The sequence below is a fragment of the Streptomyces sp. NPDC002742 genome (genome assembly GCF_042888885.1).
In the GTDB taxonomy this organism is placed as follows: domain Bacteria; phylum Actinomycetota; class Actinomycetes; order Streptomycetales; family Streptomycetaceae; genus Streptomyces.
On sequence record NZ_JBIAQF010000024.1, the window covers coordinates 104,786 to 127,577 of the forward strand.

Consider the following 22,792-nt stretch of genomic DNA (forward strand, 5'->3'; position numbering starts at 1 on the left):
GGATCGGCGAGAAAGCGCCTCCCAGACAGACCCTCAGATGCCGTGCGCGGGGCCGCATTTCGGGAATGGTCCGTCCTGGTGAGAAGACACGCCGAAGGAATTCCACACAATCGGATATTGCCGCAGGTCACGCACCGTCGGAAGATTCCTGGTCACGGCAACTCGGATGGCGCACGGGGCATTCGTCCCGCCACCCGTTCGCCCGCGCCCCGTCGCCGGGCGGTCCCGCTGCCATTAGCGTGCTCATATGCGCGGATGACGAGGCGACGGCCGCGTCGAGAGGGGATTGCGAATGTCTGCGTCCGAGCTGGCCGAAGAGGAGGAGCGGCAGAGGAAGCGCGCCCCCTGGGGCGTGATAGCGCTTGTTCTGCTGACCGGCCTCGCACTCATTCGGAACGGTTCCGGTGAGTTCGACGTGGGCCCCCCGCAGCCCGCCTCGGCGGCCGCGGCGGACAGCCGAACGCCGGGTGCCACGTTCTCGAACACGCCGGACCCGCTGCCGTACTCCGTCGTCGACCGGGTGCGGATCCCGGCCATCCGGGTCGACGCCCCGGTGATGCCGGTGGGCCTGGACATGGACGGATGGGTCGACGCGCCGCCGCCCGACGACCCGAATCTCGCCGGCTGGTTCACCGGCGCGGTCTCGCCCGGCGAGAAGGGCACGGCCGTCGTCGTGGGCCATGTCGACAACATGCGGGGCCCCGCCGTCTTCTACGGGCTCGGGGCGCTCAAGAAGGGGAACCGGATCGAGGTCCTGCGCAAGGACGGGAAGACCGCGGTGTTCGAGATCTACGGCATCGAGGTCTTCGCGAAGAGCGATTTCCCCGGCGACCGTGTGTACAACAGCAAGGGCACCCCGGAATTGCGCGTCATCACGTGCGGAGGCGGTTTCTCCAAGCAGCACGGCTACGACGGAAACGTGGTCGTCTTCGCCCGTCTGTCCGAGGTGCGCTGAGCGTTACCGGACCGGGCGGGCGAAAGGCCGGTCGGGGAGGATTTTCACCTCCCGCCGGCCGGTCCGGCCTAAAGCCCCGCGACGCTCGGTGCGCGGGGCCCGCCTTCGTTTCTAGGCGTATTTCCGGCGCGGTACCGTGATGTGATAGCCGGAGTCCAGCAGGTGCGGGAGATAGGCGCGCAGCGCCTGAACGCTCTGCGAGCGGTCACCGCCCGCGTCGTGCGAGAGGACGACGACGCCCGGGGCGGCCCCCTTCTCGACCGCGCCGACGATCGAACGGGTGCCCGGCATCGACCAGTCGAGCGTGTCGATCGTCCAGGCCAGGGGTTCCATGCCGAGTTCGGCGCCGATCTGGTATGTCGCCCGGTTCCACTCCCCGTACGGCGCGCGGAACCAGACCGGCGGCTCGCCGTAGGCCTCCTCGATGACCTTGCTGGTGCGCTCGATCTCGGAGCGGATCGCGGAGCGCGAGAGCTTGGTCAGCAGCGGATGGCTCCAGGTGTGGTTGCCCACGGTGTGTCCGTCGTCGGCCATCTCGCTCAGCAGGTCCCTGTTGTCGTTGGCCATCTCCCCGCACACGAAGAACATGGCGTGCACGTCGTACTCGCGCAGGGTACGCAGGATCTCGGGGGTGTAGTGCGGGTCGGGGCCGTCGTCGAAGGTCAGCACCAGGCTGCGGCCGCGCGCGGACACGCGCATGAACGGTTCGTGCCGGACGAGGGTCTGCAGGTGGGCGCTGTTCGGCGGCGGACCGTACCCGGCGATCGGCTGGAGGCGGTAGGCGGACGGCTTGAGGGCGCGGGACGCCTGCGGGCCGGAACGCGGGAGAGTCCGGGCCGGCTCGACGTCCTGGCCGGCGGTCAGGACGCGGGCTGTGCCCGCCGCCCCGGCCGCCCCCAGGGCGGCGGCGCCCGCGATCAACGCCCGGCGCCGGGTAATCAGCTGATCCTTTTTCATGACCAATCAGTCACCCGGCGGAGGGCTCACCACGCCGAGCAACACCGGTAGGGCCCCGTGAATGCACCCGCCTGGACCATTTTCAGCGGCGTCGCACGAGCGGGAACGGCAGCGTTTCGCGGATCGTCAGGCCGGTGAGGAACATGACGAGCCGGTCGACACCGATCCCCAGCCCGCCGGTGGGCGGCATCGCGTACTCCAGCGCGTCGAGGAAGTCCTCGTCGAGTTCCATCGCCTCGGGATCGCCCCCGGCGGCCAGCAGTGACTGCTCGGTGAGCCGTCGGCGCTGCTCGACCGGGTCGGTCAACTCCGAGTAGGCGGTGCCCAGTTCGGTGCCGAAGGCGACAAGGTCCCAGCGTTCCGCGAGGCGTGGATCGGTGCGGTGCTGCCGGGTGAGCGGGGAGACCTCGGTCGGGAAGTCCTTGTAGAAGGTGGGCAGCCGGGTCTTCTCCTCGACCAGACGTTCGTACATCTCCAGTACGACATCGCCGCGTCCGTCGTCCGCGGTGTACGGCACGCCCGCACGGTCGCACAGCCGCAGCAGCGCCTCCAGGGACGTGTCGGCGTCGATCTCGTCCCCCAGCGCCTCCGAGACGGCGCCGTACACCGTCTTGACGGGCCAGTCCCCCGAGATGTCGTACTCGGTGCCGTCCTTGCGGGCGATCGGTGAGCCGAAGGCGGCGGTCGCGGCGCCCTGGATCAGCTCGCGGGCGAGGACGAGCATCACGTCGTAGTCGGCGAAGGCCTGGTAGGCCTCCAGCATCGTGAACTCGGGGTTGTGCTTGTAGGAGACGCCCTCGTTGCGGAAGGTACGGCCCATCTCGAAGACCTTCTCCATGCCGCCGACGCACAGCCGTTTGAGGTAGAGCTCGGGCGCGATGCGCAGATACAGGTTCAGGTCGTAGGCGTTGATGTGGGTGGTGAAGGGCCGGGCGTTGGCACCGCCGTGGATCTGCTGGAGCATCGGGGTCTCGACCTCCAGGTAGCCGCGGTCGAGCAGGCCCTGGCGCAGCGCCTGGACGGCCGTGGAGCGGGCCCGTACGACATCGCGGGCCCCGGTGCTGGACACCAGGTCGAGATAGCGGCGGCGGACCTTCGCCTCGGGGTCCGCGAGTCCCTTGCGCTTGTCGGGCAGCGGGTGCAGGCACTTGGCGGTGAGCTGCCAGGACGTGACGAAGACCGTGGGTTCGCCGGTGTCGCTGGCGCCCGCGAGACCGTCGGCGCTGATGTGGTCGCCGATGTCGACGACCTGCCGGAAGCGGTCGAGCGCGGCGCCGGACTCCTTGCGGGTGAGGGCGATCTGGAGATCGCCCGACCAGTCGCGCAGCACGGCGAAGAGGATGCCGCCGAAGTCGCGTACGAGCATCACGCGCCCGGCGACGGTCACGTCCTCGCCGCCGCGGACGTCGGCCAGGACATGCGTGCGCGGCGGGATGCCGACCGGGTAGGGGTCGGTTCCTTCGGCGCGCAGCCGGTCGAGTTTGCGGTGCCGCACGCGGACCTGGTCGGGCAGACCGGTGGTGGGATCACCGGCCTCGGTCCCGTCCCCCGTGGGCAGACCGAGGGCCGACAGCGACGGCAGCCCCGCGGTGGTGGCGGGTTTGGGTCCGCCCTTCACATGGCCCTTTCCCCACAGCGTGCGCAGCGAGGGCACCGAGACGAAGCCCTCGGCGATGGCGGAGGCCATGCCGATACGGGCCAGGGCGCCCGTGTCGCCGTAGCAGATGAAGCGCGGGTACCACTCGGGGTGGTACTTGGCGTTGGAGCGGTACAGGGCCTCCAGCTGCCACCACTTGGAGAAGAACAGCAGCAGCCTGCGCCAGAGTCTGAGCACCGGGCCCGCGCCGATGCGGGCGCCCTCCTCGAAGACCGAGCGGAACACCGCGAAGTTGAGGGAGATGCGCCGGACGCCGAACTTCCCGGCGACCGCGCACACCTCCGCGACCATGAACTCCATGACGCCGTTGGGCGCGCTGCGGTCCCGGCGCATCAGGTCCAGGGAGATGCCGTCGCGGCCCCAGGGCACGAAGGAGAGCAGGGCGAGGAGTTTGCCGTCGGACCCCATCGCCTCGACGAGCAGGCAGTCGCCGTCCTCGGGGTCGCCGAGCCGGTCGAGGGCCATCGAGAAGCCGCGTTCGGTCTCGGTGTCGCGCCAGGCGTCGGCCCGGCTGACGATCTCCTCCATCTCGGCTTCGGACAGGGTGGAGTGGCGGCGTACCCGGCAGCCGGCGCCGGTGCGTTTGACGCGGTTGACGGCCTGCCGGGTGACGCGCATGTCGCGGCCGGAAAGGTCGAAGCCGGCGACGTGCAGGATCGCCTCGTCGCCCAGTTGGAGGGCGCCGAGCCCGGCGCGCGCGAACGCCCTGGCACCGTCTTCGGAGGCGCCCATCGCGGCGGGCGCCCAGGCGTAGCGGCGGGCGATGTCCAGCCAGGCAGCGATCGCGTGCGGCCAGGCCTCCCGGTCGCCGACGGGATCGCCGCTGGCGAGGCACACTCCGGCCTCGACGCGGTAGGTGACGGCCGCCTTGCCGCTGGGCGAGAAGACGACGGCCTTGTCGCGGCGGGTGGCGAAGTAGCCGAGCGAGTCGTCACCGCCGTACGCCTGGAGCAGGGCCCGGATACGGGCCTCCTCGTCGCCGTGCAGGGCCGCGACCAGGCGTTGGGAACGGAAGAGCGCGGCGGCGGCGTTGAGCAGGGCGAGGGCGCCGAACAGGCCGAGGACGAAGAACAGCCAGCGCGGCGGACGGCCGTCGAACGACCGCCCGGAGACCAGTCCGCCGCAGACCCGGTTCGCGGCCCACAGCAGCCGCTGGCCCTCCGGCAGAGTGCCGGGGAACAGCACGACCAGGCCCCAGCCGAGCAGGATCGCCACGACGAGTCCGGTGAACAGGACGAGCAGCGCCCGTCGTACGGCGGCGCGCCGCGAGTCCGCGTAGAACTCCCGTCGGGCCACGATCAGCAGCGCGAGCAGGAGCCCGCAGACGACCAGCGAGGGGATCGAGGCGGCGTACAGGCCGACGGAGACCCCGAGGGCGTCGGTCAGGACCAGCAGGCCGAGGTAGACGACCACCAGCCACCAGGCGATCCGCTTGCGGGCGGCCGTCGCGGCGGCGAGCAGGAAGAGGAAGACGGCGTACGCGAGGTTGGCGCTGACCGGGATGATCAGAAGGTCGAGGAAGCGCACCACCGGGCGGAGCAGCGCGCGGACCGGGGGGATGAAGGCGAGCAGGGCGCAGAGCAGGCCGATGGCGCCGAAGAACGTGGCGAAGGCTTCGGGCACCTTGCTGAGGAAGCCGTCCCGAGGCGGCCGTTTCGGGCCGGTGGTGGTCTTCGGGGGGTGGGCCTCCACGGTGGCACTCATGGTTCCGACTGTAGGAAGAGCGGCGCCGCCCCGCCCGTCGAGCGAATCCTCCCCGCTCCCCCGAGGCCGTGGGACCTGCGCCTTCCGATAGCCTCGCAGCCGTGACGGAAGAGCAGCACGCGCAAGGGTTCGAGCGCGGGACGGACGGTCCCAAGGTCATCGTCGTCGGCGTGGACGGTTCCGACTCCTCGCTGCGCGCCGCGGCGTACGCCGGGGGGCTGGCGCGGCGGCAGCGGGCGCTGCTCGCGGTCGTCTACATCCAGCCGGTGATGGCGGCGGGGGCGGCGCTCGGGGTGCCGGTCGCGGAGACGACCGACGAGATCGCCGCGGATCTGATCCAGTACATCCGCGACGCGACCGAGCGGGTGAAGGACATATTCGATGTGCGCTGGGAGTTCCACACCTTCCACGGCGACCCCTACAACGGCCTGGTCACCGCCGCGGACGAGCTGAAGGCGGACGCCGTGGTGGTCGGGGCGTCCGAGCAGGCGGGGCACCGTATCGTCGGCTCGGTGGCGATCCGTCTGGTGAAGGCGGGGCGCTGGCCGGTCACGGTCGTGCCGTAGGACGGCTCCTGCGTCACTTCCCCATGACGAGGCCGGACCGGCCCGCGCCCCGGCCGAGGACGACGTCCCTGATCCGGTCGCGCACGGCGCCGACCGCGGCGCCCTGCTCCAGCGCGGCGTTGAGATCGACGACCCGGCCGGCGTCGAGGTCGAAGGCCAGCGGGATGAACTCGGCCTTCGTCACCTCCCACCGCGCTCCCCGCCGGGCGGGCGGGGCGAAGGTGAAGCGTGCGATGGTGCTCTCGTCGCCGCGCGGGTCCTGGACGCCCTGGTCGTTGTACATCTCGCCGGCGATCTGGTCGCCGGTGCCGTGGACGACCCAGGTGCCGTTGACCTTCTCGTACGCCTGCGGGACGCGTGCGTGGGTGCCGAGGAGCAGGTCGATGTCGGGCCGCCCGCCGGTGCGGGACGCGGTCAGCCGCCGGCTCAGCAGCAGTTGCCGCTCGTCGGGCTCGTCCTGCCACGCGGTGCCCCCGTCGAGGGAGACGACGACCACGTCGGCGCCCGCCTTCCGGGCGGCGCGGGCGTCGGCGACGATCCGGTCGGGGTCGATCAGGCCGACCGCCCAGGGCTGCCCGCCGGGGAGCGGGAGCCCGTTCGCGTCGTCGGTGTACGCGAGATGGGCGACCCGGGCGCTGCCCGCCCGCATGAGGGTCACGCCGTTCGCCTCCCGCGCGGTGCGCGCCGATCCGGCGTGCCGCACGCCCGCGCGGTCCAGCGCGTCCAGGGTGCGCCGGACGCCCTCGGCGCCGTCGTCCAGGGTGTGGTCCGAGGCGGTGGAGCAGGAGTCGTAGCCCGTCGCGGCGAGGCCCTCGGCCACCTGGGGCGGGGTCTTGAAGGCTGGGGAGCCGGTGTGGCCGGCGTCGTAGACGGTCTCCATCCGGCAGATCGCCAGGTCGGCCCCCGACACCACCGGCCGTACGCCCGCGAGCATCGGCCGGAAGTCGTATCCGACGCCTCCCGCGTCGGAGTTCGCCCGCTCGACGACCGAGCTGTCGGACAGGACTGCGCCGCCGGCGACGAGCGTGAAGCCGCGGGCGGCCGCGGGTGCGGGCTGCCCGCCGCGCCCGTGCGCGCCCGAACGCTGGGCCTGGCAGGCCGCCGCCGCGACGAGGGCGGCCGCGAGGGCCAGATTGATCAGTCGCGCGCGTGTGATCATGCCGACCCCATACCGTCGTATTTAATTACCAATTGATACGCATCCACGTACACGGGCAGCCGGCAGTCAAGGAGACACCACCGCCGCTAACCCGTTCGGCGCGCACGGGCATGCCCTTCGGGGCGAACGGCGGCGCGCCGGGAGCGGCTGCCCCGGAATCCGGGGCTCCACCTCGGCGGACCGTTCGGCGCACCGTTCACCGACGGCTTCGACCGCCCACCGCACAACCGTGCTCCCGGCCTGTCCGCACGGGGCCCGGCACGCTGACATACACGCCATGACGGCCGGAACCACCACCATCACCCACGGGACGACCGCCGAGCACGAGCTGGCCGCACTCCAGCGTGAGCACGGCCGCCCCCTCTTCGCCCTGCTGTTGCGCCTGTCCGACGGCGACCGCCAGCGCGCCGAGGACCTGCTGCAGGAGACGTTCGTACGCGCCTGGCAGCACCCCGAGGCCCTGCGTGCCGACGAGTTCGACTCCGTTCGGCCCTGGCTGCTGACCGTGGGGCGGCGGCTCGCCATCGACGCGCGCCGGGCCCGGCAGGCACGACCTCCGGAGGTCGGGGAGGCCGTCCTCGACACCGCGCGGGTCTGTGCCGATCACGCCGAACGGTCGGCGGCGACGCTCGATGTGCGGGAGGCTGTGAAGACACTCACTCCCGAACACCGTGAAGTCCTGGTGCTGGTGTACTTCCAAGGGGCGAGTGTGGCGGAGGCCGCCGCGGCACTCGGGATTCCGCCGGGTACCGTGAAGTCTCGCGCGTACTACGCGCTGCGCGCCCTGCGCCGGGTTCTTCCGGGATACGCGGCCGACCTGCGGTGAAACGGAAGGTTTGGTCAAACCTCCGTAAAGCGCCTTGCTGAGGACCATGGTTGAGCAATCAGCTTGCCTCATCCGTGTTCCGGACTGGGGCCCGGGGTCGGGCGACGCGCACGCACCGGAGGAAGGCAGGAAGGGATGCTGCACAGAGGGCAAGAGAGCACGGACGGTACCGGCGGGGGCGAACTCACCGTCCCCATGGCCTGGTTGTACGCCGAGTACATCGCTGACGAACTGCTGCGGACGGGCGACCTGATGCCGCCCACCTCCTTCGAGTTCCGCGCCGGGCGCGACGCCCTGGCGCTGACCGTCTTCCTGTCCGACAGCGGGGGCGAACTCCCCGGGATCCGGGTCATCACCCAGATGGAGACCTGGCTTTCGCTGACGGCGTACGACCAGCCCTGGCACGAGTGGGTGCGCGAACACCTGGCGCTGCGCGCGGCCGAGGCCGTCGGATCCGCCGCGCCCGACCCCGATCTGAAGCTGGCGTCCGCGGCCTGGCGCTGGCTGGAGGAGACGGAACTGCTCGCTCCGGACCTGGACGCGGTGCCCGGCGGCGGCTCCGTACCAGGTGAGGACGACGGTCCGAAGGTGTGGACGGCGGCCTGGCGGCTGGGACTGCCGCTCGGGCATCTGGCCATCCACCTCTTCTGACGGGGCCATGACCGCGCCGGGACCCTTCCGGCGACGGCCGAGATCGCGCCGGGAACAGTTTTTTCGAGCTCGCACCAATCCGCGAGCTCCCGTGCTCCGAATGTCCTGACCCCGATTCCGGACGAGTCTTGAGTGATTCGACGGTCTGGTGCGTACCCGTGGGCAACAGCAACACCACTCACAGTCCGCACCAACGCCACGAGGATTCGGTATTCGGTATGAGGTCCCTGGAACGGCATCGCGACGTCGGCGCCTATGCGCTCGGCGTGCTCGGCGAGGCGGAAGCCTTCCGCTTCGAGGACCACCTCATGGAGTGCCCTCGGTGCACCGCGTACGTGAGCGAGTTCCGCCCCGCCACACGGCAGTTGATGCTGTACCGCCGGTCGACTCCGCGCAGCGTGCACCCGTTCGCGGCCCCCGGGCCGCGGCTGCTCGACCGGCTGCTCGGTGAGGTGGCCACGCGCAACCGGGCCGGCCGCCGGCGCTTCCTGTACGCCCTGGCGGCCTCCGTGGTGCTCGCGGCGGGCGGTCCCACGATCGCCCTCGTCACCGCCCACGACTCGCCCTCGGACCGGTTCGCCGCGGCCGAGCCCCCGGCGAACCAGATGGCCAGGACCGACGCCCAGACCGGGGTCTGGGCCCAGGTGACGACCCGGGACCGGGTCTGGGGCAGTGAGATCGAGGTCCAGGTCAAGGACGCCAAGGGCCCCCGCTCCTGCGAGCTCGTCGCCATCGGCGAGGACGGCTCGGAGCAGGCGGTGACGAGCTGGATGGAGCCCCCGCACAACGGCGCCGCCATCACCATGCAGGGCGGCTCGTCGATGCGGCCCGACGAGATCCGCCGCTTCGAGGTGCGCACGGCGGACGGCAAACACCTCGTGACGCTCAACTCCCCCTGAACAGCGCCCTGTCCCACCGTTCGCACCACCGAGACCCGCCCCTCGCCGCCGCAAGTCCCGCAGTTCGGGCGGCCACGCCGCAACCCCTGCCGAGGCACCGGGACTTCAGCGGGCCGACCGCGGCTCCGCCTACTTCAGCAGCCGGGACATCCGCCGGTCCGCCAGTGGCCTGCCGCCCGTCTGACAGGTCGGGCAGTACTGCAACGAGGAGTCGCTGAAGGAGACTTCGCGGATGGTGTCGCCGCACACCGGGCAGGCCTCCCCCGTTCTCCCGTGCACCCGCAGACCGCTCTTCTTCTCCGCCTTCAACCGTCCGGCGGCGAGCCCGTGGGAGCGCTCCACGGCTTCGGCGAGCGTGCCGCGCAGCGCCTCGTAGAGCCGCCGGGTCTCCTCGGGGGTCAGTGAGGAGGCGATTTTGAAGGGGGACATCCGGGCGGCGTGCAGGATCTCGTCGCTGTAGGCGTTGCCCACGCCCGCGATCAGGCTCTGGTCGCGCAGCGCGCCCTTGAGCCGGCGCCGCTCGCCCTGGAGCAGCCCGGCGAACCGCTTCTCGTCGAAGTCGTCGGCGAGCGGGTCCGGGCCGAGCCGGGCCGCTCCGGGAATCAGCCCCGGGTCCTCGACCACGTACACGGCGAGCCGCTTCTGGGTGCCCGCCTCGGTGAGGTCGAAGCCCTCGCCGGTCTCCAGCGCGACGCGCAGCGCGAGAGGCCCCTTGCCGGGCTTGGGCGGGCCGTCGGGGAGCCTGTCCTTCCAGTGCAGCCAGCCCACGCGGGCCAGATGGGTGACGAAGTGCAGTCCCCCCGCGTCGATGTCGAGGAACTTGCCGAACCGGCGGACGGCGGTGACCTCGCGTCCCTCCAGAGCGGACACGGGAGGGTCGTACGTCTTCATGACGCTGATGGCGACGGGCAGCACGCGCACGACCCGGCGGCCGACGAGGTGGTCGGCCAGAAAGTCCTTGAGCGCTTCGGCCTCGGGCAGTTCCGGCATACGTCCAGGGTGCCATCCGGCGCCGACGACGCCAGAGATCACGGTGCCGTCCCGCGCCGACGACGCCGGGATCGAAGTAGTGTCCGGCGCCGACGACGGCCAGGGATCAGTTCCGTTCCCGGACCATGAACTCGCACCACACGCACTTGCCGCCGCCGCGCGCCTCGACGCCCCAGACGTCGGTGAGGCGGTCGACGAGCAGCAGTCCGCGGCCGGAGACACCGGACTCGCCCGCCTCGCGGCGGCGCGGCAGCGCGCTGGAGGAGTCCTCGACCTCGACGCGCAGTCTGCGGTCGGAGCCGGTCAGGACCCGCAGGGTGACGATGGCGGAGCCCTCGGTGTGCATGAGGGCGTTGGTGATCAGTTCGTCGGCGACCAGTTCGATCTCGTCGGCCCGGTCCCTGGCCCCCCAGGCGCGGACCGCGGCCCGGATCATGTGGCGGGCCTCGATGAGCGCTTCCGGGTCGCCGGGCGCCACATGCTGCTGGAGGCGTCCGCCCGAGCGCTGGTCGATCACACTGTGGCGGCGCAGGAGCAGCAGGGCGACGTCGTCGTCCCCGCCGCGTTCCTCGGCCATGTCGATGAGCCGGTCGGCGAGGTCACTGACGTCGTCCGGCCCGCCGCAGATCATTTCGCCGAGGGTGCGCATGCCCTCGTCGAGGTCGACGCCCGGCTCCTCGACGAGCCCGTCGGTGCACAGCAGCAGGGTCTGGCCGGGGTCCAGTTCGACGGTGGTGACCGGGTATTCGAGGCTCCCGAACTCGGCGGACAGGCCGAGCGGCAGCCCGCCCTCCACGGGCAGCCGACGGCAGGTTCCGTCGGTGTGCCGGACCAGCGGGTCGATGTGGCCGGCCCGCACCACCTGGGCCACTCCGGTGGACAGGTCGATCTCGGCGTACAGACAGGTCGCGAAGCGGTCGGTGTCGAGTTCGTCGAGGAAGACCGAGGCGCGGGCCATCACGGTGGGCGGAGTGTGGCCCTCGGCGGCGTACGCGCGCAGGACGATGCGCAGTTGGCCCATGACGGCGGCGGCGTGGGTGTCGTGGCCCTGGACGTCGCCGATGACGGCGCCGACGCGGCCGCCCGGCAGCGGGATCAGGTCGTACCAGTCGCCGCCGATGTCCCGGCCGAGGGAGGCGGAGCGGTAGCGGACGGCGACGTCGGCGTCGGCCACGCTGGGGATGGAGCGGGGCAGCATGGCCTGTTGGAGGCCCTGGGCGAGGTCCTTCTCCTGTTCGAAGAACATGGCCCGCTGGAGGCTCTGGGCGATGCTGCTGCCGAGTGCGACGAGGACGTTGCGCTCGTCCTCCGAGAAGCCGTGCCGGTCGTTGTAGAGCAGGCCGATCGCTCCGATGGGGCGGGCCTGCACGATGAGCGGCAGATACGCGGCCGAGGTGATCTTCAGGCCGGTGATGTTCGGCCACAGGAGCGGGTACGACTCGGCGAACTCCTCGGGCGACTCGATGAAGTGCGGCGCGAGGCTCCGTACGACCTCGTTCATCGGGTACTGCGCGTCCAGGCGAGTGACCCGGGTGCCGGGGACGTAGCTGTGCTCGGGGCCCGTGGCGACCATGCGGATGCGGCCGGCCTCCACCAGGCCCATGACCAGGCTGGCCGCCCCGAGGTGGGTGAGCCCGTGGGTGTCCTGCAGGACGTCGATGACGTCGTCGACGGTGCGGGCGTGGGCCAGCGCGGCCGTCGTCAGCTGGACGACGTTGGTCTGCTGGCGCCTCACCTCGTTCTGGGCGGCCTGTTCACGGCGTGCCGCGCTCTCGTCGAGCTCGTCGGTGGCGTCGCGGACGATGCCGATGATCCTGCGCGGCCGGCCGTTCTCGTCGCGGCGGATGTAGCCCTGGGTGTGGGTCCAGCGCAGGGTGCCGTCGCGGCGGCGGATGCGGAAATAGGCGCCGTAGTTCTCGCTGCCGTCCTTGAGGGCGTGGGACACCATGGTGTCGAGACGCATGGACTCGGCCGGCGGGACGCGCATGCCCAGGGTGGCGGGGTTCCCGTCGTATTCGTCCGGGCGCACGTCGAAGACCTCGTGGGCCTGGGCGTCCATCTGCATCAGACCGGCGTCCAGGTCCCAGTCGAAGCTGCCCATGCGGTTGAGCGCCAGGATCGGATCCGGGTGGGCGGGCCAGTCGTCCGGGAGTGACAGGGCGCTCGCTCCCCGATCAACCATGGGGCAACCATGCCAGCATTTGCCCGATTATTCGACTTCTGGGGAGCCCGTTTCCGGGCTCCCCACAGGAGCGGGCGTTCAGCTGTCGAGGCCATCGGTCGAGACGTCGAAGACACCGTCCGGACCGGTCGGCCCGTCGGGGATCAGTCCGCCGCCGTCGGGTGCGTCGGGGCCGTCCGTACCGGTGTCCTCCGAGGGCGTGCCCGGCTCGTCGGACGGGGCTCGCGGTGCCGAGGGCTCCGGGGAGCCGGATCGGCCGGGGGCGGCGGTGTCCGTCGGCGGAGCGGTGTTCCGGCCCGAGGGGGCCGGGGTGGTCCCCGGTTCCGTGGCGGTGGCCGTGTGGCAGTGCGAGGGCTCGGCGGGCGGCGGCGAGGACCGGTCCGGCCGGGACACGTCCATGGCGGCGCCGTCCGTCGGCGCTCCGGTGGGCGCGGCGCTCTCGCCCGGGGTGCCCTCCCCGGTCCCCGGCGTCGTGGTTCGCGTCGCGGCCGGGGTGACGCAGTCGGACGCCGAGGCTTCCGGGGACGGGCTGCGCCCGTCCGGCGAGGCGTCGGCTGAGGGGTCCTGCGGGGCCGTGGAATCCTCCGGCTTCGGGGTCGGGGTCAGGCCGTCGGGCGGCGGTACAACGTGGTCGTGACGGTGGCCGTCGTGGCCGACCGGCCGTTCGATCCAGCTGTTGTCGTCGACGTCGACGATCGTGATGGCGGTGATCACCAGGGACGCCGGGGTCACCACGACGAACCGGCCGGGCCGGTACCCGCTCCAGGGCCTGCCCCGGGTGACCGGGTTCCCGTCGATCGGGGTGGGCCGGCCCAGCGGGTTGCCGCAGGCGCAGCGGACCCGGGGCACGCCCCGGTTGTCGACGAGGACGGCCGTGCCCGCCTGGAGCACGGCCTGGAAGCCGGTCGCGTGTCCGGCACCGAATCCGTGGTTCGTGACGCCGGTGTCGGCGCGCAGCACGACCGGGGTCAGCTGGCGCAGATAGTCCTGGACGGACCCCGGGGAGATTCCGGAGACCTCGGCGAAGGCGCGGGTCCTGGCCCGGTCTGCGTCCAGGAACCGGATCTGCTTCTCGACGTCGCAGCTGCCGGCGTCGCGGACACCTCCGTAGAGGCCCGGTGTGGCGCCCGAGAACGAGCGCACCCCGCGCGCGGCGGTGGGCGTGGACTGCGGCGTTCGGGTGACAGGTGACGGTGTCGTGGTGGAGGTGTCGGTGGACGCCGTGAAGGGGTCGGGTCCCCGCTCCGCGACGGGCTGGAGGAACAGCTCACCGCCGGTCGATCCGTTCGACGCCTTGTCCCTGTCGCCGCCCCCGCAGCCCCCGACGACGAGGAGCGCGGCCGCGAGCGCGCAGGCCGCGACGAGGGTCCTGGTGGGTATGTGCACCGCGTTCTCCCGTTCGTCCCGGGCAATTCGTGCACCATTCTCTGCGTCACCCTCTTGGCGCACGCAAGCGGAGATCGGTCACCCAGCGTCACAATGGAGGGGAGAGGAGCACGCGCCATGGAGTGGTTCGTCGCACCCGACTACTGGCTGAGCCGGCTGGTCTTCCAGCGGGCGCTGGCCGTGCTGTATCTCGTCGCGTTCCTGGGTGCTGCCCTGCAGTTCCGCGCGCTGATCGGAGAACGCGGGATGCTGCCGGTGCCCCGCTTCGTGCGGCGGGTCGCGTTCCGTGACGCGCCGAGCGTGTTCCAGCTGCGCTACTCGGACCGCTTCTTCGCGGCCTGGTGCTGGACGGGCTGCGCGGTGTCGCTCGCGCTGGCCGCGGGCCTCGACGGGCGGCTGCCGCTGTGGGGCGCGATGCTGTCGTGGCTGGTCCCCTGGGCCCTGTATCTGTCGATCGTCAACGTCGGCCAGACCTGGTACTCGTTCGGCTGGGAGTCGCTGCTTCTGGAGGTGGGCTTCCTCGCGGTCTTCCTCGGCAACGACGAGGTGGCGCCGCCGGTCGTCGTGCTGTTCCTCATGCGCTGGGTCCTGTTCCGCGTCGAGTTCGGCGCGGGACTGATCAAAATGCGGGGCGACGCCTGCTGGCGGAAGCTGACCTGCCTCGACTACCACCACGAGACCCAGCCGATGCCGGGTCCGCTGAGCTGGTTCTTCCACCATCTCCCCCAGCCGTTCCACCGCATCGAGGTCGCCGCGAACCACTTCACCCAACTCGTGCTGCCCGTGCTGCTGTTCACCCCGCAGCCGGTCGCGACGGCGGCGGCCTCGCTGATGATCCTGACCCAGCTGTGGCTGGTCCTGTCCGGCAACTTCGCCTGGCTGAACTGGACGACGATCGCGCTCGCCCTGAGCGTGACCGAGCTCCCCACCACCGCGCCCCATGTCGCCGCCGCGCCCCTCTGGTACGAGGTGGTCGTCCTCGTGGTGGCCGCGGGCCTGGTTGCCCTCGGTTACCGTCCGGCGCGCAATCTGATCTCCCCGCGCCAGGTCATGAACCGCTCCTTCGACCCGCTCCATCTGGTCAACACCTACGGGGCGTTCGGCAGCGTCAGCCGGGTGCGTCACGAGGTGGTCGTCGAGGGCACCGCGGACGAGGTGCCACGTGAGGACGCGGACTGGCGGGAGTACGAGTTCAAGGGCAAGCCGGGCGATCCGCGGTACTGGCCGCGCCAGTTCGCGCCGTACCACCTGCGGCTCGACTGGCTGATGTGGTTCGTGGCGCTCTCCCCCGGATACGCCGGAACCTGGTTCTCGGCTCTGGTCGAACGGCTCCTGGAGAACGACCGTGACACCCTGCGGCTGCTGCGCCGCTCCCCGTTCCCCTCCGACGCGCCGCCCCGCTACGTCCGCGCCCGCCTGTTCCGCTACAGGTACACGACCTGGCGCGAACTGCGCGAGACCGGCGCGTGCTGGCACCGGGTGTACGTGCGCGACTTCCTTCCCCCGACACGGCTGGAGGGCGAGGGCGAGCGGCGGATCCCGTACTAGCCGGCGGTCGGCCCGTGACTGGTGTGCCTCACCGCCGACCCGCGCCGGTTCCACGGTGCCGGGGATCGCGTGTATCGCGTGTATCGCGTGTATCGCGTGTATCGCGTGTATCGCGTGTATCGCGGGCGTATCGAAAATCGCATACGCCACCGCAACGGCCCCCGGTCTCCAATGTACGCATGAACCACAGCCCATCCCTGTCGGAGCCGCCTCGCCGCACGGTCAGGATCGTGCTTCTCGGCCTGGCGGTCCTCGGTGTGGCGAGCGCCGCGTTCGTCGTGCGGCGGCCGCTCATGATGTCCGCTCCGATGTGCGCGGCCGGCCGGTGGCACGGCTGCTTCGACACGTTCAACGGCGTGGTGCTCATGACCTTGGTCGCGCTGCCGTTGGCCGCGCTGGTGGTGTGGGCTCTGGCGCGCGTTCGGCGTGCCGCCGGCGTCACATCGGCGTGGGCGTGGCGCAGGTCGCTGGCCGAGGTGGGCATGGTCCTCGGGACGGTGCCGTTCCTGTGGCTGACCATGATGCCGGGCGCCGGGCCCGGTACAGCTCCACGCCGGGTGAGCCTGGTACCGCTGCGGGACCTGGTCACGATGGGGCCGCTCGGGATCGTCGGCAACCTGCTGGTCTTCGCTTCGCTGGGGTTCTTCGCCCCGATGCGGTTCGCGGCGCTGACGTCCGTGCCGCGGATCCTGGCGCTCGGGGCGGGCTGCTCGGTCCTGGTCGAGACCGCGCAGTACGTCCTGTGGCTGGACCGGGTGTCCTCCGTGGACGACGTCCTGGTCAACACCGTCGGCGCCGTAATGGCGGCCCTGGCGTCGCGCCGCTGGTGGCGCACCACGGCGCAGGCGCCGTCGGACCGGCCGCGCCCCGCGCCCGCACCGACCGGCTGACAGGTGTGTCCGATGCGCACCCGTCGCCGCGTACGCCGGCGATATGACGTGCTGCTTAGGCTTGGGACATGCGCGTACTGATCGTGGAGGACGAGCCCTACCTGGCCGAGGCCGTCCGTGACGGTCTGCGGCTGGAGGCGATCGCCGCCGACATCGCCGGCGACGGCGACTCCGCCCTGGAACTGCTCAGCGTCAACTCCTACGACCTCGCGGTCCTCGACCGCGACATCCCGGGTCCCTCCGGTGACGAGGTCGCCCGGCGCATCGTCGCCTCCGGCAGCGGCATCCCGATCCTCATGCTCACCGCCGCCGACCGGATCGACGACAAGGCCTCCGGGTTCGGGCTCGGCGCCGACGACTACCTCACGAAACCGTTCGAGCTGCGGGAGCTCGTCCTGCGGCTGAGGGCGCTCGACCGCCGACGCGCGTACGCCCGGCCCCCGGTCCGCGAGATCGCGGGCCTGCGGCTGGATCCCTTCCGCCGGGAGGTCTTCCGCGACGGACGCTACGTCGCGCTGACGCGTAAGCAGTTCGCCGTCCTCGAAGTCCTCGTCGCCGCCGAGGGCGGGGTCGTCAGCGCCGAGGACCTGCTGGAACGGGCCTGGGACGAGAACGCCGACCCCCTCACCAACGCAGTGCGGATCACCGTCTCCGCACTGCGCAAACGGCTCGGCGAACCATGGATCATCGCCACGGCGCCCGGTGTCGGCTACCGGATCGACACCGGAACGGACAGCGCCCACCCCGGTGGCACCCATGAATAGACGCCCGGTTCACAGCGCCCGGCTGAAGCTCACCCTCAGCTACGCCGGATTCCTCTTCGTCGCGGGCACTCTCCTGCTGGCCGTCATGTGGGTGTTCGCGCTGCGCTGGCTGCCCACCAACGACCCCAGATCCCTCCAGAACAAGTACGGGGCCGTGATCATCGTCGGGCCCAGCCGCGCCGACCTCCTGCGCGGCTTCGCCCCCGCCGCGGCCGTGGCGATGGTCTTCCTGCTCGTGTTCGGCCTCCTGGGGGGATGGGTCCTCGCAGGCCGGATGCTCGCGCCGCTCACACAGATCACGGCCGCGGCACGGCTGGCAGGGAACGGGTCGCTGTCCCACCGGATCCGTATGACGGGCCGCCAGGACGAATTCCGGGAACTCTCCGACGCGTTCGACTCCATGCTCGAACAACTCGAGTCCCACGTCGCCGAGCAGCAGAGGTTCGCCGCGAACGCCTCCCACGAACTGCGCACCCCGCTGGCGATCTCCCGGACGCTCCTCGATGTCGCCCGCAAGGACCCCACGCGGGACAGGGGCGAACTCGTCGAACGCCTGCACGCTGTCAACACGCGGGCGATCGACCTCACCGAGGCCCTCCTGCTGCTCAGCCGCGGCGACCGCGGAAGCTTCACCCCCGAGCCCGTCGACCTCTCCCTCCTCGCCGAGGAAGCCGCCGAAACACTGCTCCCCCTCGCCGAAACGTGCCGGATCACGCTCGACGTCACCGGCGCGGCGGCCCTGACCAGCGGCTCCGCGGAGCTCCTGCTGCGGATGGTCACGAACCTCGTCCAGAACGCCATCGTCCACAACCTCCCCGCCGGTGGCACCGTGACGGTCCACACCGAGGAGCAGGGCGACACGAGCCTGCTGCGGGTCGAGAACACGGGCCGTCCGCTCCCACCGGAACTGGTGCCGACCCTCACCGAACCCTTCCAGCGCGGAACGGAACGCGTACGCGGCGACGAGCACGCCGGCGTCGGCCTCGGTCTGGCCATCGTGCGCAGCGTCGTCCACGCCCACGACGGAACCCTCGATCTCACCCCCCGCCCCACCGGCGGTCTCCTCGTCACGGTCCGGCTTCCCGGCACGCAACAGGCATCGCCCCGAGCGCTCGGCAATGATGGGCGAGGCGTCAGCGGGTGACTCGCGCGCCGGAGTCCGCGGTCCGAACAGTGACGACGAGGTGCGTGGTGGGAATGGTCGAAGAGCTCTGGAAGGCCGGCGAGATGCCGCTCCGCGACGGGCTGTACCGGCCGGACGACACCGGCTCGGAGTTGCGTGTCGAGGGTCCGGGGGCGTACCACCCGGACGCCGGGCAGCCGATTCCCTTCCGCATCGGAGTGCCGTTCGATGTGGCCCAGGCGCTTGAGGAACACGGCGTCGACGAGATGGACACCTGCTTCGAGAGCCCGCTGCCGGACGGAACGGGGTGGATGTCCGGCGGGGGCGGCGGGATGGGCGACATCGGCCACCTCGCCCGCCTCGACGCCGACCGCTCGTTGCGGTGGCTCGCCGTGATGTTCCACTCCAACCCGTTCGTCATGGTGCGCTACGAGGGCATGAGCGCCTGCTTCACCAACGACTGGGGGAACCTGCTGATGCTCGACCTCGGCAGCCCTGCCCTCGGCTGACACCGTCCGCGAACGGGGACGGAGGATCAGACGCGGTAGACGCGGCCGGCCGTGCCGGCGAAGACCGACCGGCGCTCGCTCCCGTCCAGGCCGGATGTCAATTCCTCTGCCGACCGGACGACTTGGCCGTAGGTCGCCGCGAGCGTGCACACCGGCCAGTCGGAGCCGAACATCGTCCGGTCGGGGCCGAAGGCCTCCAGGACCGTGTCGGCGTACGGCCGCAGGTCGTCGGAGGTCCACCGCGCCGGGTCCGCCTCGGTGACCATCCCGGAGAGCTTGCACACCGTGTTGGGCAGCGCGGCCAGTTCGCGTACCGCGCCCGCCCAGGGGTCCAGGGCGCGGGCGGCGATCGGCGGCTTGCCCAAGTGGTCCAGCACGAAGGTCAGTCCGGGGTGTTCGGCGGCCGCCCGTGCGCAGGCGGGCAGTTGGCGCGGCCGCACGACCAGGTCGTAGACGAGCCCCGCGTCCTGGACGGCGGCCAGTCCGCGCCGCACGTCCGGGCGCAGCAGCCATCCGGGGTCGCGCTCGCCCTGGACCTGATGGCGGATGCCCCTGAGACGACGGCCGCCGGGCATCTCCCGCAGGCGCGCGAGCTCGTCGGCGACATCCGGCCGGGTCAGGTCCGTCCAGCCGACCACGCCCGCCACCAGCGAACTCTCCTGCGCGAGCGCGAGCAGCTCGGGGGTCTCGTCGGCCACGGTGACCGTCTGGACGAGGACGGTGCGGTCCACCCCGGCGGTGGCCGCCTCCGGCGCGAGGTCCGCCATGCCGAAGTTCCGTCGTAGGGGCTGGAGTTCAGGGCCGGTGATCCAGTCCTGGTCCCGGACCGACAGGTCCCATACGTGGTGGTGGGCGTCGACGGTCACGGCAGTTCCCGTACGGGGAGAGGGGCGGTGGCGGGCAGCAGGCCCTCCGTGTGCAGCTCCCGCCAGAATCCCCGGGGTACGAGTGTCGCGAACTGCTGTGCGCAGTCGCGGACTTCGGCCGCCGAACGGGCGCCGGCCAGGACGCTCGCCACGGCCGGGTGGGCGGCCGGGAAGGCCAGGGCGGCGGCGCGCAGGGTGGTGCCGTGCCGCCCGGCGATCGCCTTCAGGCGCAGTGCTCGGTCCAGCGACTCGCCTGACGCCACCGAGTAGTCGTACGTCGCTCCCGGGCGCGGGTCCGCGAGCAGGCCGGAGTTGAAGGCGCCGCCGATGACGACGGAGGTACCGCGGTCCTGGGCGGCAGGGAGCAGTCCGGTGAGTGCGCCGTGGTCCAGGAGGGTGTAGCGGCCCGCGCACAGCACCACGTCGACGTCCGTCTCGCGCACGAACCGCGTGAGCATGTCCGTCTGGTTCATGCCCGCGCCGATCGCCCCGACCACGCCCTGCGAGCGCAGCTTCTCCAGCGCGGGATACCCCTCCCGGAAGGCCTGCTCGGCATGGTCGTCGGGGTCGTGCAGGTAGACGATGTCCACGCGGTCGAGGCCGAGCCGTTCGAGACTGGCGTCCAGGCTCCGGCGTACGCCGTCGGCGCTGAAGTCCCAGACGCGCCGGTGTGTGGCGGGCACCGCGAAGCCGTCGGCCAGGTCGTCGCCGCCCGTGTCCACGGGCTCCAGGAGACGGCCCACCTTGGTGGAGACGGTGTACTCGGCGCGGGGCCGGTCGCGCAGGGCCGCGCCCAGGCGCCGTTCGGAGAGGCCGAGGCCGTAGTGCGGGGCGGTGTCGAAGTAGCGGATGCCGCTGGTCCAGGCGGCGTCGACGGCTTCGTACGCCTGCTCGTCGGTGACCTCGGTGAACAGGTTGCCGATGCCCGCGGCGCCGAAGGACAGCCCGGTGACGGGGACTCCGCTCCCGCCGAGGGGGTTCACCGGACCGCCGGGCGCGGCCGCAGCCCCTGCATCCCGCCGTCCACCGCGAGGGCGGTGCCGGTGGTGGAGCCGGACAGCGGGCTCGCCAAGTAGGCGATGGCTCCCGCGACTTCGGGGGCCGACACCAGGCGGCCGGTGGGCTGGCGGGCCTCCAGTGCGGCGCGCTCGGCGGCCGGATCGGGAGCGGCGTCCAGGAGCCGGCCGACCCACGGGGTGTCCACCGTGCCGGGGTTGACGCAGTTGACGCGGATGCCCTCGCGGACGTGATCGGCGGCCATGGCGAGGGTGAGGGCCTGGACGGCGCCCTTGGACGCCGAGTACAGGGCCCGTTGGGGCAGGCCCGCTGTGGCCGCGACGGAGCAGGTGTTCACGATCGCCGCGTGCGTGGATTCCCTCAGGTGGGGCAGGGCGGCGCGGGTCGTCCGCACGACGCCGAGGACGTTGACGTCCAACACCCGGTGCCATTCCTCGTCGTCGTTGTCCTCGACGGTGCCGCGGGCGCCGATGCCCGCGTTGTTCACCAGGATGTCGAGGCCGCCCAGGTCCGCGACCGCGGCGGCGACGGCCGCCCGCACGGAGGCGTCGTCGGTGACGTCGGCGCGGTGGCCGGTCAGCGGCTTGTCGACGGAGGAGGGATCGAGGTCGAGGACGGCGACCCGGGCGCCGCGGGCGGCGAGGAGGTCGGCGGTGGCCCTGCCGATCCCCGAAGCCCCTCCGGTCACGAGTGCCTTGAGTCCGTCGAAATCCTGAATGACCGTCATGTGAGCCGCCCCTTCCGGTCGTTGGCATTCCGCTGGCCGAGGTCGGCGGCCCAGAAGGCGCCGCCCGGGTAGGTGAACTCCGCGATGGACTCGGGACGCATCGCGGCGGAGAAGCCCGGCGCGGTGGGTGCCCTGTAGTGGCCGCCGCGGATCACCACCGGTTCGGTGAAGTGCTCGTGCAGATGGTCGACGTACTCGATGACCCGGTCGTCGGTGGTGCCGGACAGGGCGACGAAGTCGAACATCGCGAGGTGCTGGACGAGTTCGCACAGGCCCACGCCTCCGGCGTGCGGGCAGACGGGCACGCCGAACTTGGCCGCGAGGAGCATGATGGCGAGGTTCTCGTTGACACCTCCGACGCGTGCGGCGTCGATCTGGAGGATGTCGATGGAGCCGGCCTGGAGGAGCTGCTTGAAGACGATCCGGTTCTGCACGTGCTCGCCGGTGGCGACCTTGACGGGGGCCACCGCCTCGCGCACGGCGGCATGACCGAGGATGTCGTCGGGGCTGGTCGGCTCCTCGATCCAGTACGGATGGAGCTCGGAGAGCGCCTTGGTCCAGGTGATCGCCTCGTCCACGTTCCAGCGCTGGTTGGCGTCGAGCGCGATGCGGACGTCCGGGCCCACCGCCGCACGGGCGACGCGGCAGCGGCGTAGATCGTCCGCGAGATCCGCTCCCACCTTCAGCTTGATCTGCCGGAATCCCCCGGCGACCGCCGCGGCGGCGAGACGGGTGAGCTTCTCGTCGCCGTAGCCGAGCCATCCGGGTGAGGTGGTGTACGCGGGATAGCCCTGTTCGCGCAGGGTCGCGGCGCGTCCCGCGGCCCCTTCCCGGCCCCGGCTCAGCAGTTCCAGCGCTTCTTCGGGCGTCAGCGCGTCCGTGATGTAGCGGAAGTCGACCTGGCCGACGAGCCAGCGCGGATCGGCGTCCGCGAGCAGCTGCCACAGCGGTTTGCGGGCGCGTCTGGCGGCCAGATCCCACACGGCGTTGACGACGGCGCCGATCGCCATGTGCATCACGCCCTTCTCGGGTCCGAGCCAGCGCAGCTGGCTGTCGCCGACCAGATCCCGGGAGAGGGAGCCGGGGTCGGCGCACAGCTCGCCGACAGACCGTCCGATCACGTGTCCCCGTAACGCTTCGATCCCGGCGACCTGGACATCGTTGCCCCGCCCGATGGTGAAGGCGAAGCCGTGCCCCTCGGCTCCGTCGGCCGCGTCCGTGCGCAGTACGACGTACGCCGCCGAGTAGTCGGGGTCCGGGTTCATCGCGTCCGAGCCGTCGAGCTCGCGCGAGGTGGGGAAGCGGATGTCGTAGGTGTCGACCGCGGTGATACGGGCGCGGGACGGGGACGCGGAGGTCACAGAGGGCCTTTCGGTGGGCTGCGGGGCGGGATTCGGTCAGCTCCTGGTTGCATAC

The 22,792-nt window shown here is 71.6% G+C and carries 20 protein-coding genes; 10 read left to right on the forward strand and 10 right to left on the reverse strand.

Annotated features, from left to right (window positions below; translation table 11 throughout):
- The first annotated feature begins 292 nt into the window (after positions 1-292).
- Positions 293-955 (forward strand): class F sortase, encoded by a 663-nt coding sequence (locus ACFYW8_RS33750; RefSeq protein ID WP_365869877.1) that lies wholly within the window; start codon positions 293-295, stop codon positions 953-955.
- Positions 956-1,066: 111 nt separating this feature from the next.
- Here ACFYW8_RS33750 and ACFYW8_RS33755 read toward each other — a convergent pair whose 3' ends face one another.
- A complete protein-coding gene (locus tag ACFYW8_RS33755) occupies positions 1,067-1,912 on the reverse strand; it encodes a polysaccharide deacetylase family protein (RefSeq protein WP_389086634.1) in 846 nt (281 codons plus the stop codon).
- An 82-nt stretch (positions 1,913-1,994) separates the two neighbouring features.
- On the reverse strand, positions 1,995-5,273 hold the full coding sequence (gene lysX, locus ACFYW8_RS33760; RefSeq protein WP_389086639.1) for a bifunctional lysylphosphatidylglycerol synthetase/lysine--tRNA ligase LysX: 3,279 nt from the start codon (positions 5,271-5,273) through the stop codon (positions 1,995-1,997).
- Positions 5,274-5,374: 101 nt separating this feature from the next.
- Here lysX and ACFYW8_RS33765 point away from each other — a divergent pair, with 101 nt between their 5' ends.
- A complete protein-coding gene (locus ACFYW8_RS33765; RefSeq protein ID WP_365869874.1) occupies positions 5,375-5,839 on the forward strand; it encodes a universal stress protein in 465 nt (154 codons plus the stop codon).
- A 13-nt stretch (positions 5,840-5,852) separates the two neighbouring features.
- On the opposite strand, the gene ACFYW8_RS33770 is transcribed toward ACFYW8_RS33765, so the two are convergent.
- Entirely contained in the window at positions 5,853-6,998 is a 1,146-nt protein-coding gene (locus ACFYW8_RS33770; RefSeq protein ID WP_389086647.1) for a CapA family protein, read from the reverse strand.
- Positions 6,999-7,275: 277 nt separating this feature from the next.
- On the opposite strand from ACFYW8_RS33770, the gene ACFYW8_RS33775 reads away from it, so the two are divergent.
- The 3 genes from ACFYW8_RS33775 (at position 7,276) to ACFYW8_RS33785 (ending at position 9,374) form a co-directional block, all read left to right on the forward strand.
- Complete coding sequence (locus tag ACFYW8_RS33775) at positions 7,276-7,824, forward strand: sigma-70 family RNA polymerase sigma factor (RefSeq protein ID WP_389086652.1); 549 nt, start codon at positions 7,276-7,278, stop codon at positions 7,822-7,824.
- 135 nt (positions 7,825-7,959) lie between these two features.
- Positions 7,960-8,475, forward strand: a complete 516-nt coding sequence (locus tag ACFYW8_RS33780) for a hypothetical protein (protein ID WP_365869871.1) — start codon at positions 7,960-7,962, stop codon at positions 8,473-8,475.
- Positions 8,476-8,693: 218 nt separating this feature from the next.
- Entirely contained in the window at positions 8,694-9,374 is a 681-nt protein-coding gene (locus ACFYW8_RS33785; protein WP_389086659.1) for an anti-sigma factor family protein, read from the forward strand.
- Between the two features lie 129 nt (positions 9,375-9,503).
- Here ACFYW8_RS33785 and ACFYW8_RS33790 read toward each other — a convergent pair whose 3' ends face one another.
- The 3 genes from ACFYW8_RS33790 to ACFYW8_RS33800 all read right to left on the reverse strand — a co-directional run bounded on the left by ACFYW8_RS33790 (position 9,504) and on the right by ACFYW8_RS33800 (position 13,932).
- A complete protein-coding gene (locus ACFYW8_RS33790) occupies positions 9,504-10,364 on the reverse strand; it encodes an Fpg/Nei family DNA glycosylase (protein WP_389086664.1) in 861 nt (286 codons plus the stop codon).
- Positions 10,365-10,470: 106 nt separating this feature from the next.
- On the reverse strand, positions 10,471-12,546 hold the full coding sequence (locus ACFYW8_RS33795) for a SpoIIE family protein phosphatase (RefSeq protein ID WP_365869868.1): 2,076 nt from the start codon (positions 12,544-12,546) through the stop codon (positions 10,471-10,473).
- A 78-nt stretch (positions 12,547-12,624) separates the two neighbouring features.
- The gene (locus ACFYW8_RS33800) at positions 12,625-13,932 is read right to left on the reverse strand and encodes a DUF6777 domain-containing protein (RefSeq protein WP_389086671.1); all 1,308 of its coding nucleotides are present in this window, start codon (positions 13,930-13,932) and stop codon (positions 12,625-12,627) included.
- Positions 13,933-14,049: 117 nt separating this feature from the next.
- On the opposite strand from ACFYW8_RS33800, the gene ACFYW8_RS33805 reads away from it, so the two are divergent.
- The 5 genes from ACFYW8_RS33805 (at position 14,050) to ACFYW8_RS33825 (ending at position 18,766) form a co-directional block, all read left to right on the forward strand.
- Positions 14,050-15,480 (forward strand): lipase maturation factor family protein, encoded by a 1,431-nt coding sequence (locus tag ACFYW8_RS33805; RefSeq protein ID WP_365869866.1) that lies wholly within the window; start codon positions 14,050-14,052, stop codon positions 15,478-15,480.
- Between the two features lie 179 nt (positions 15,481-15,659).
- Complete coding sequence (locus ACFYW8_RS33810) at positions 15,660-16,370, forward strand: VanZ family protein (RefSeq protein ID WP_365869865.1); 711 nt, start codon at positions 15,660-15,662, stop codon at positions 16,368-16,370.
- A 68-nt stretch (positions 16,371-16,438) separates the two neighbouring features.
- Complete coding sequence (locus ACFYW8_RS33815; RefSeq protein ID WP_365869864.1) at positions 16,439-17,134, forward strand: response regulator transcription factor; 696 nt, start codon at positions 16,439-16,441, stop codon at positions 17,132-17,134.
- Positions 17,127-18,278, forward strand: coding sequence for a sensor histidine kinase (locus tag ACFYW8_RS33820; protein WP_389086683.1), 1,152 nt, complete (start codon positions 17,127-17,129; stop codon positions 18,276-18,278). The genes ACFYW8_RS33815 and ACFYW8_RS33820 overlap by 8 nt, the downstream gene beginning before the upstream one ends.
- Before the next feature lie 53 nt (positions 18,279-18,331).
- Positions 18,332-18,766, forward strand: a complete 435-nt coding sequence (locus ACFYW8_RS33825; RefSeq protein WP_389086688.1) for a hypothetical protein — start codon at positions 18,332-18,334, stop codon at positions 18,764-18,766.
- 26 nt (positions 18,767-18,792) lie between these two features.
- Here ACFYW8_RS33825 and ACFYW8_RS33830 read toward each other — a convergent pair whose 3' ends face one another.
- The 4 genes from ACFYW8_RS33830 to ACFYW8_RS33845 are packed head-to-tail and all read right to left on the reverse strand — an operon-like array spanning position 18,793 to position 22,737.
- A complete protein-coding gene (locus ACFYW8_RS33830) occupies positions 18,793-19,632 on the reverse strand; it encodes an amidohydrolase family protein (RefSeq protein ID WP_389086693.1) in 840 nt (279 codons plus the stop codon).
- Complete coding sequence (locus ACFYW8_RS33835) at positions 19,629-20,615, reverse strand: aldo/keto reductase (protein WP_389086698.1); 987 nt, start codon at positions 20,613-20,615, stop codon at positions 19,629-19,631. Before ACFYW8_RS33835 ends, ACFYW8_RS33830 begins: the two co-directional genes overlap by 4 nt.
- The gene (locus ACFYW8_RS33840; RefSeq protein ID WP_389086798.1) at positions 20,612-21,367 is read right to left on the reverse strand and encodes an SDR family NAD(P)-dependent oxidoreductase; all 756 of its coding nucleotides are present in this window, start codon (positions 21,365-21,367) and stop codon (positions 20,612-20,614) included. Before ACFYW8_RS33840 ends, ACFYW8_RS33835 begins: the two co-directional genes overlap by 4 nt.
- Before the next feature lie 5 nt (positions 21,368-21,372).
- Positions 21,373-22,737, reverse strand: coding sequence for an L-fuconate dehydratase (locus ACFYW8_RS33845; RefSeq protein WP_389086703.1), 1,365 nt, complete (start codon positions 22,735-22,737; stop codon positions 21,373-21,375).
- Positions 22,738-22,792: the final 55 nt, after the last annotated feature.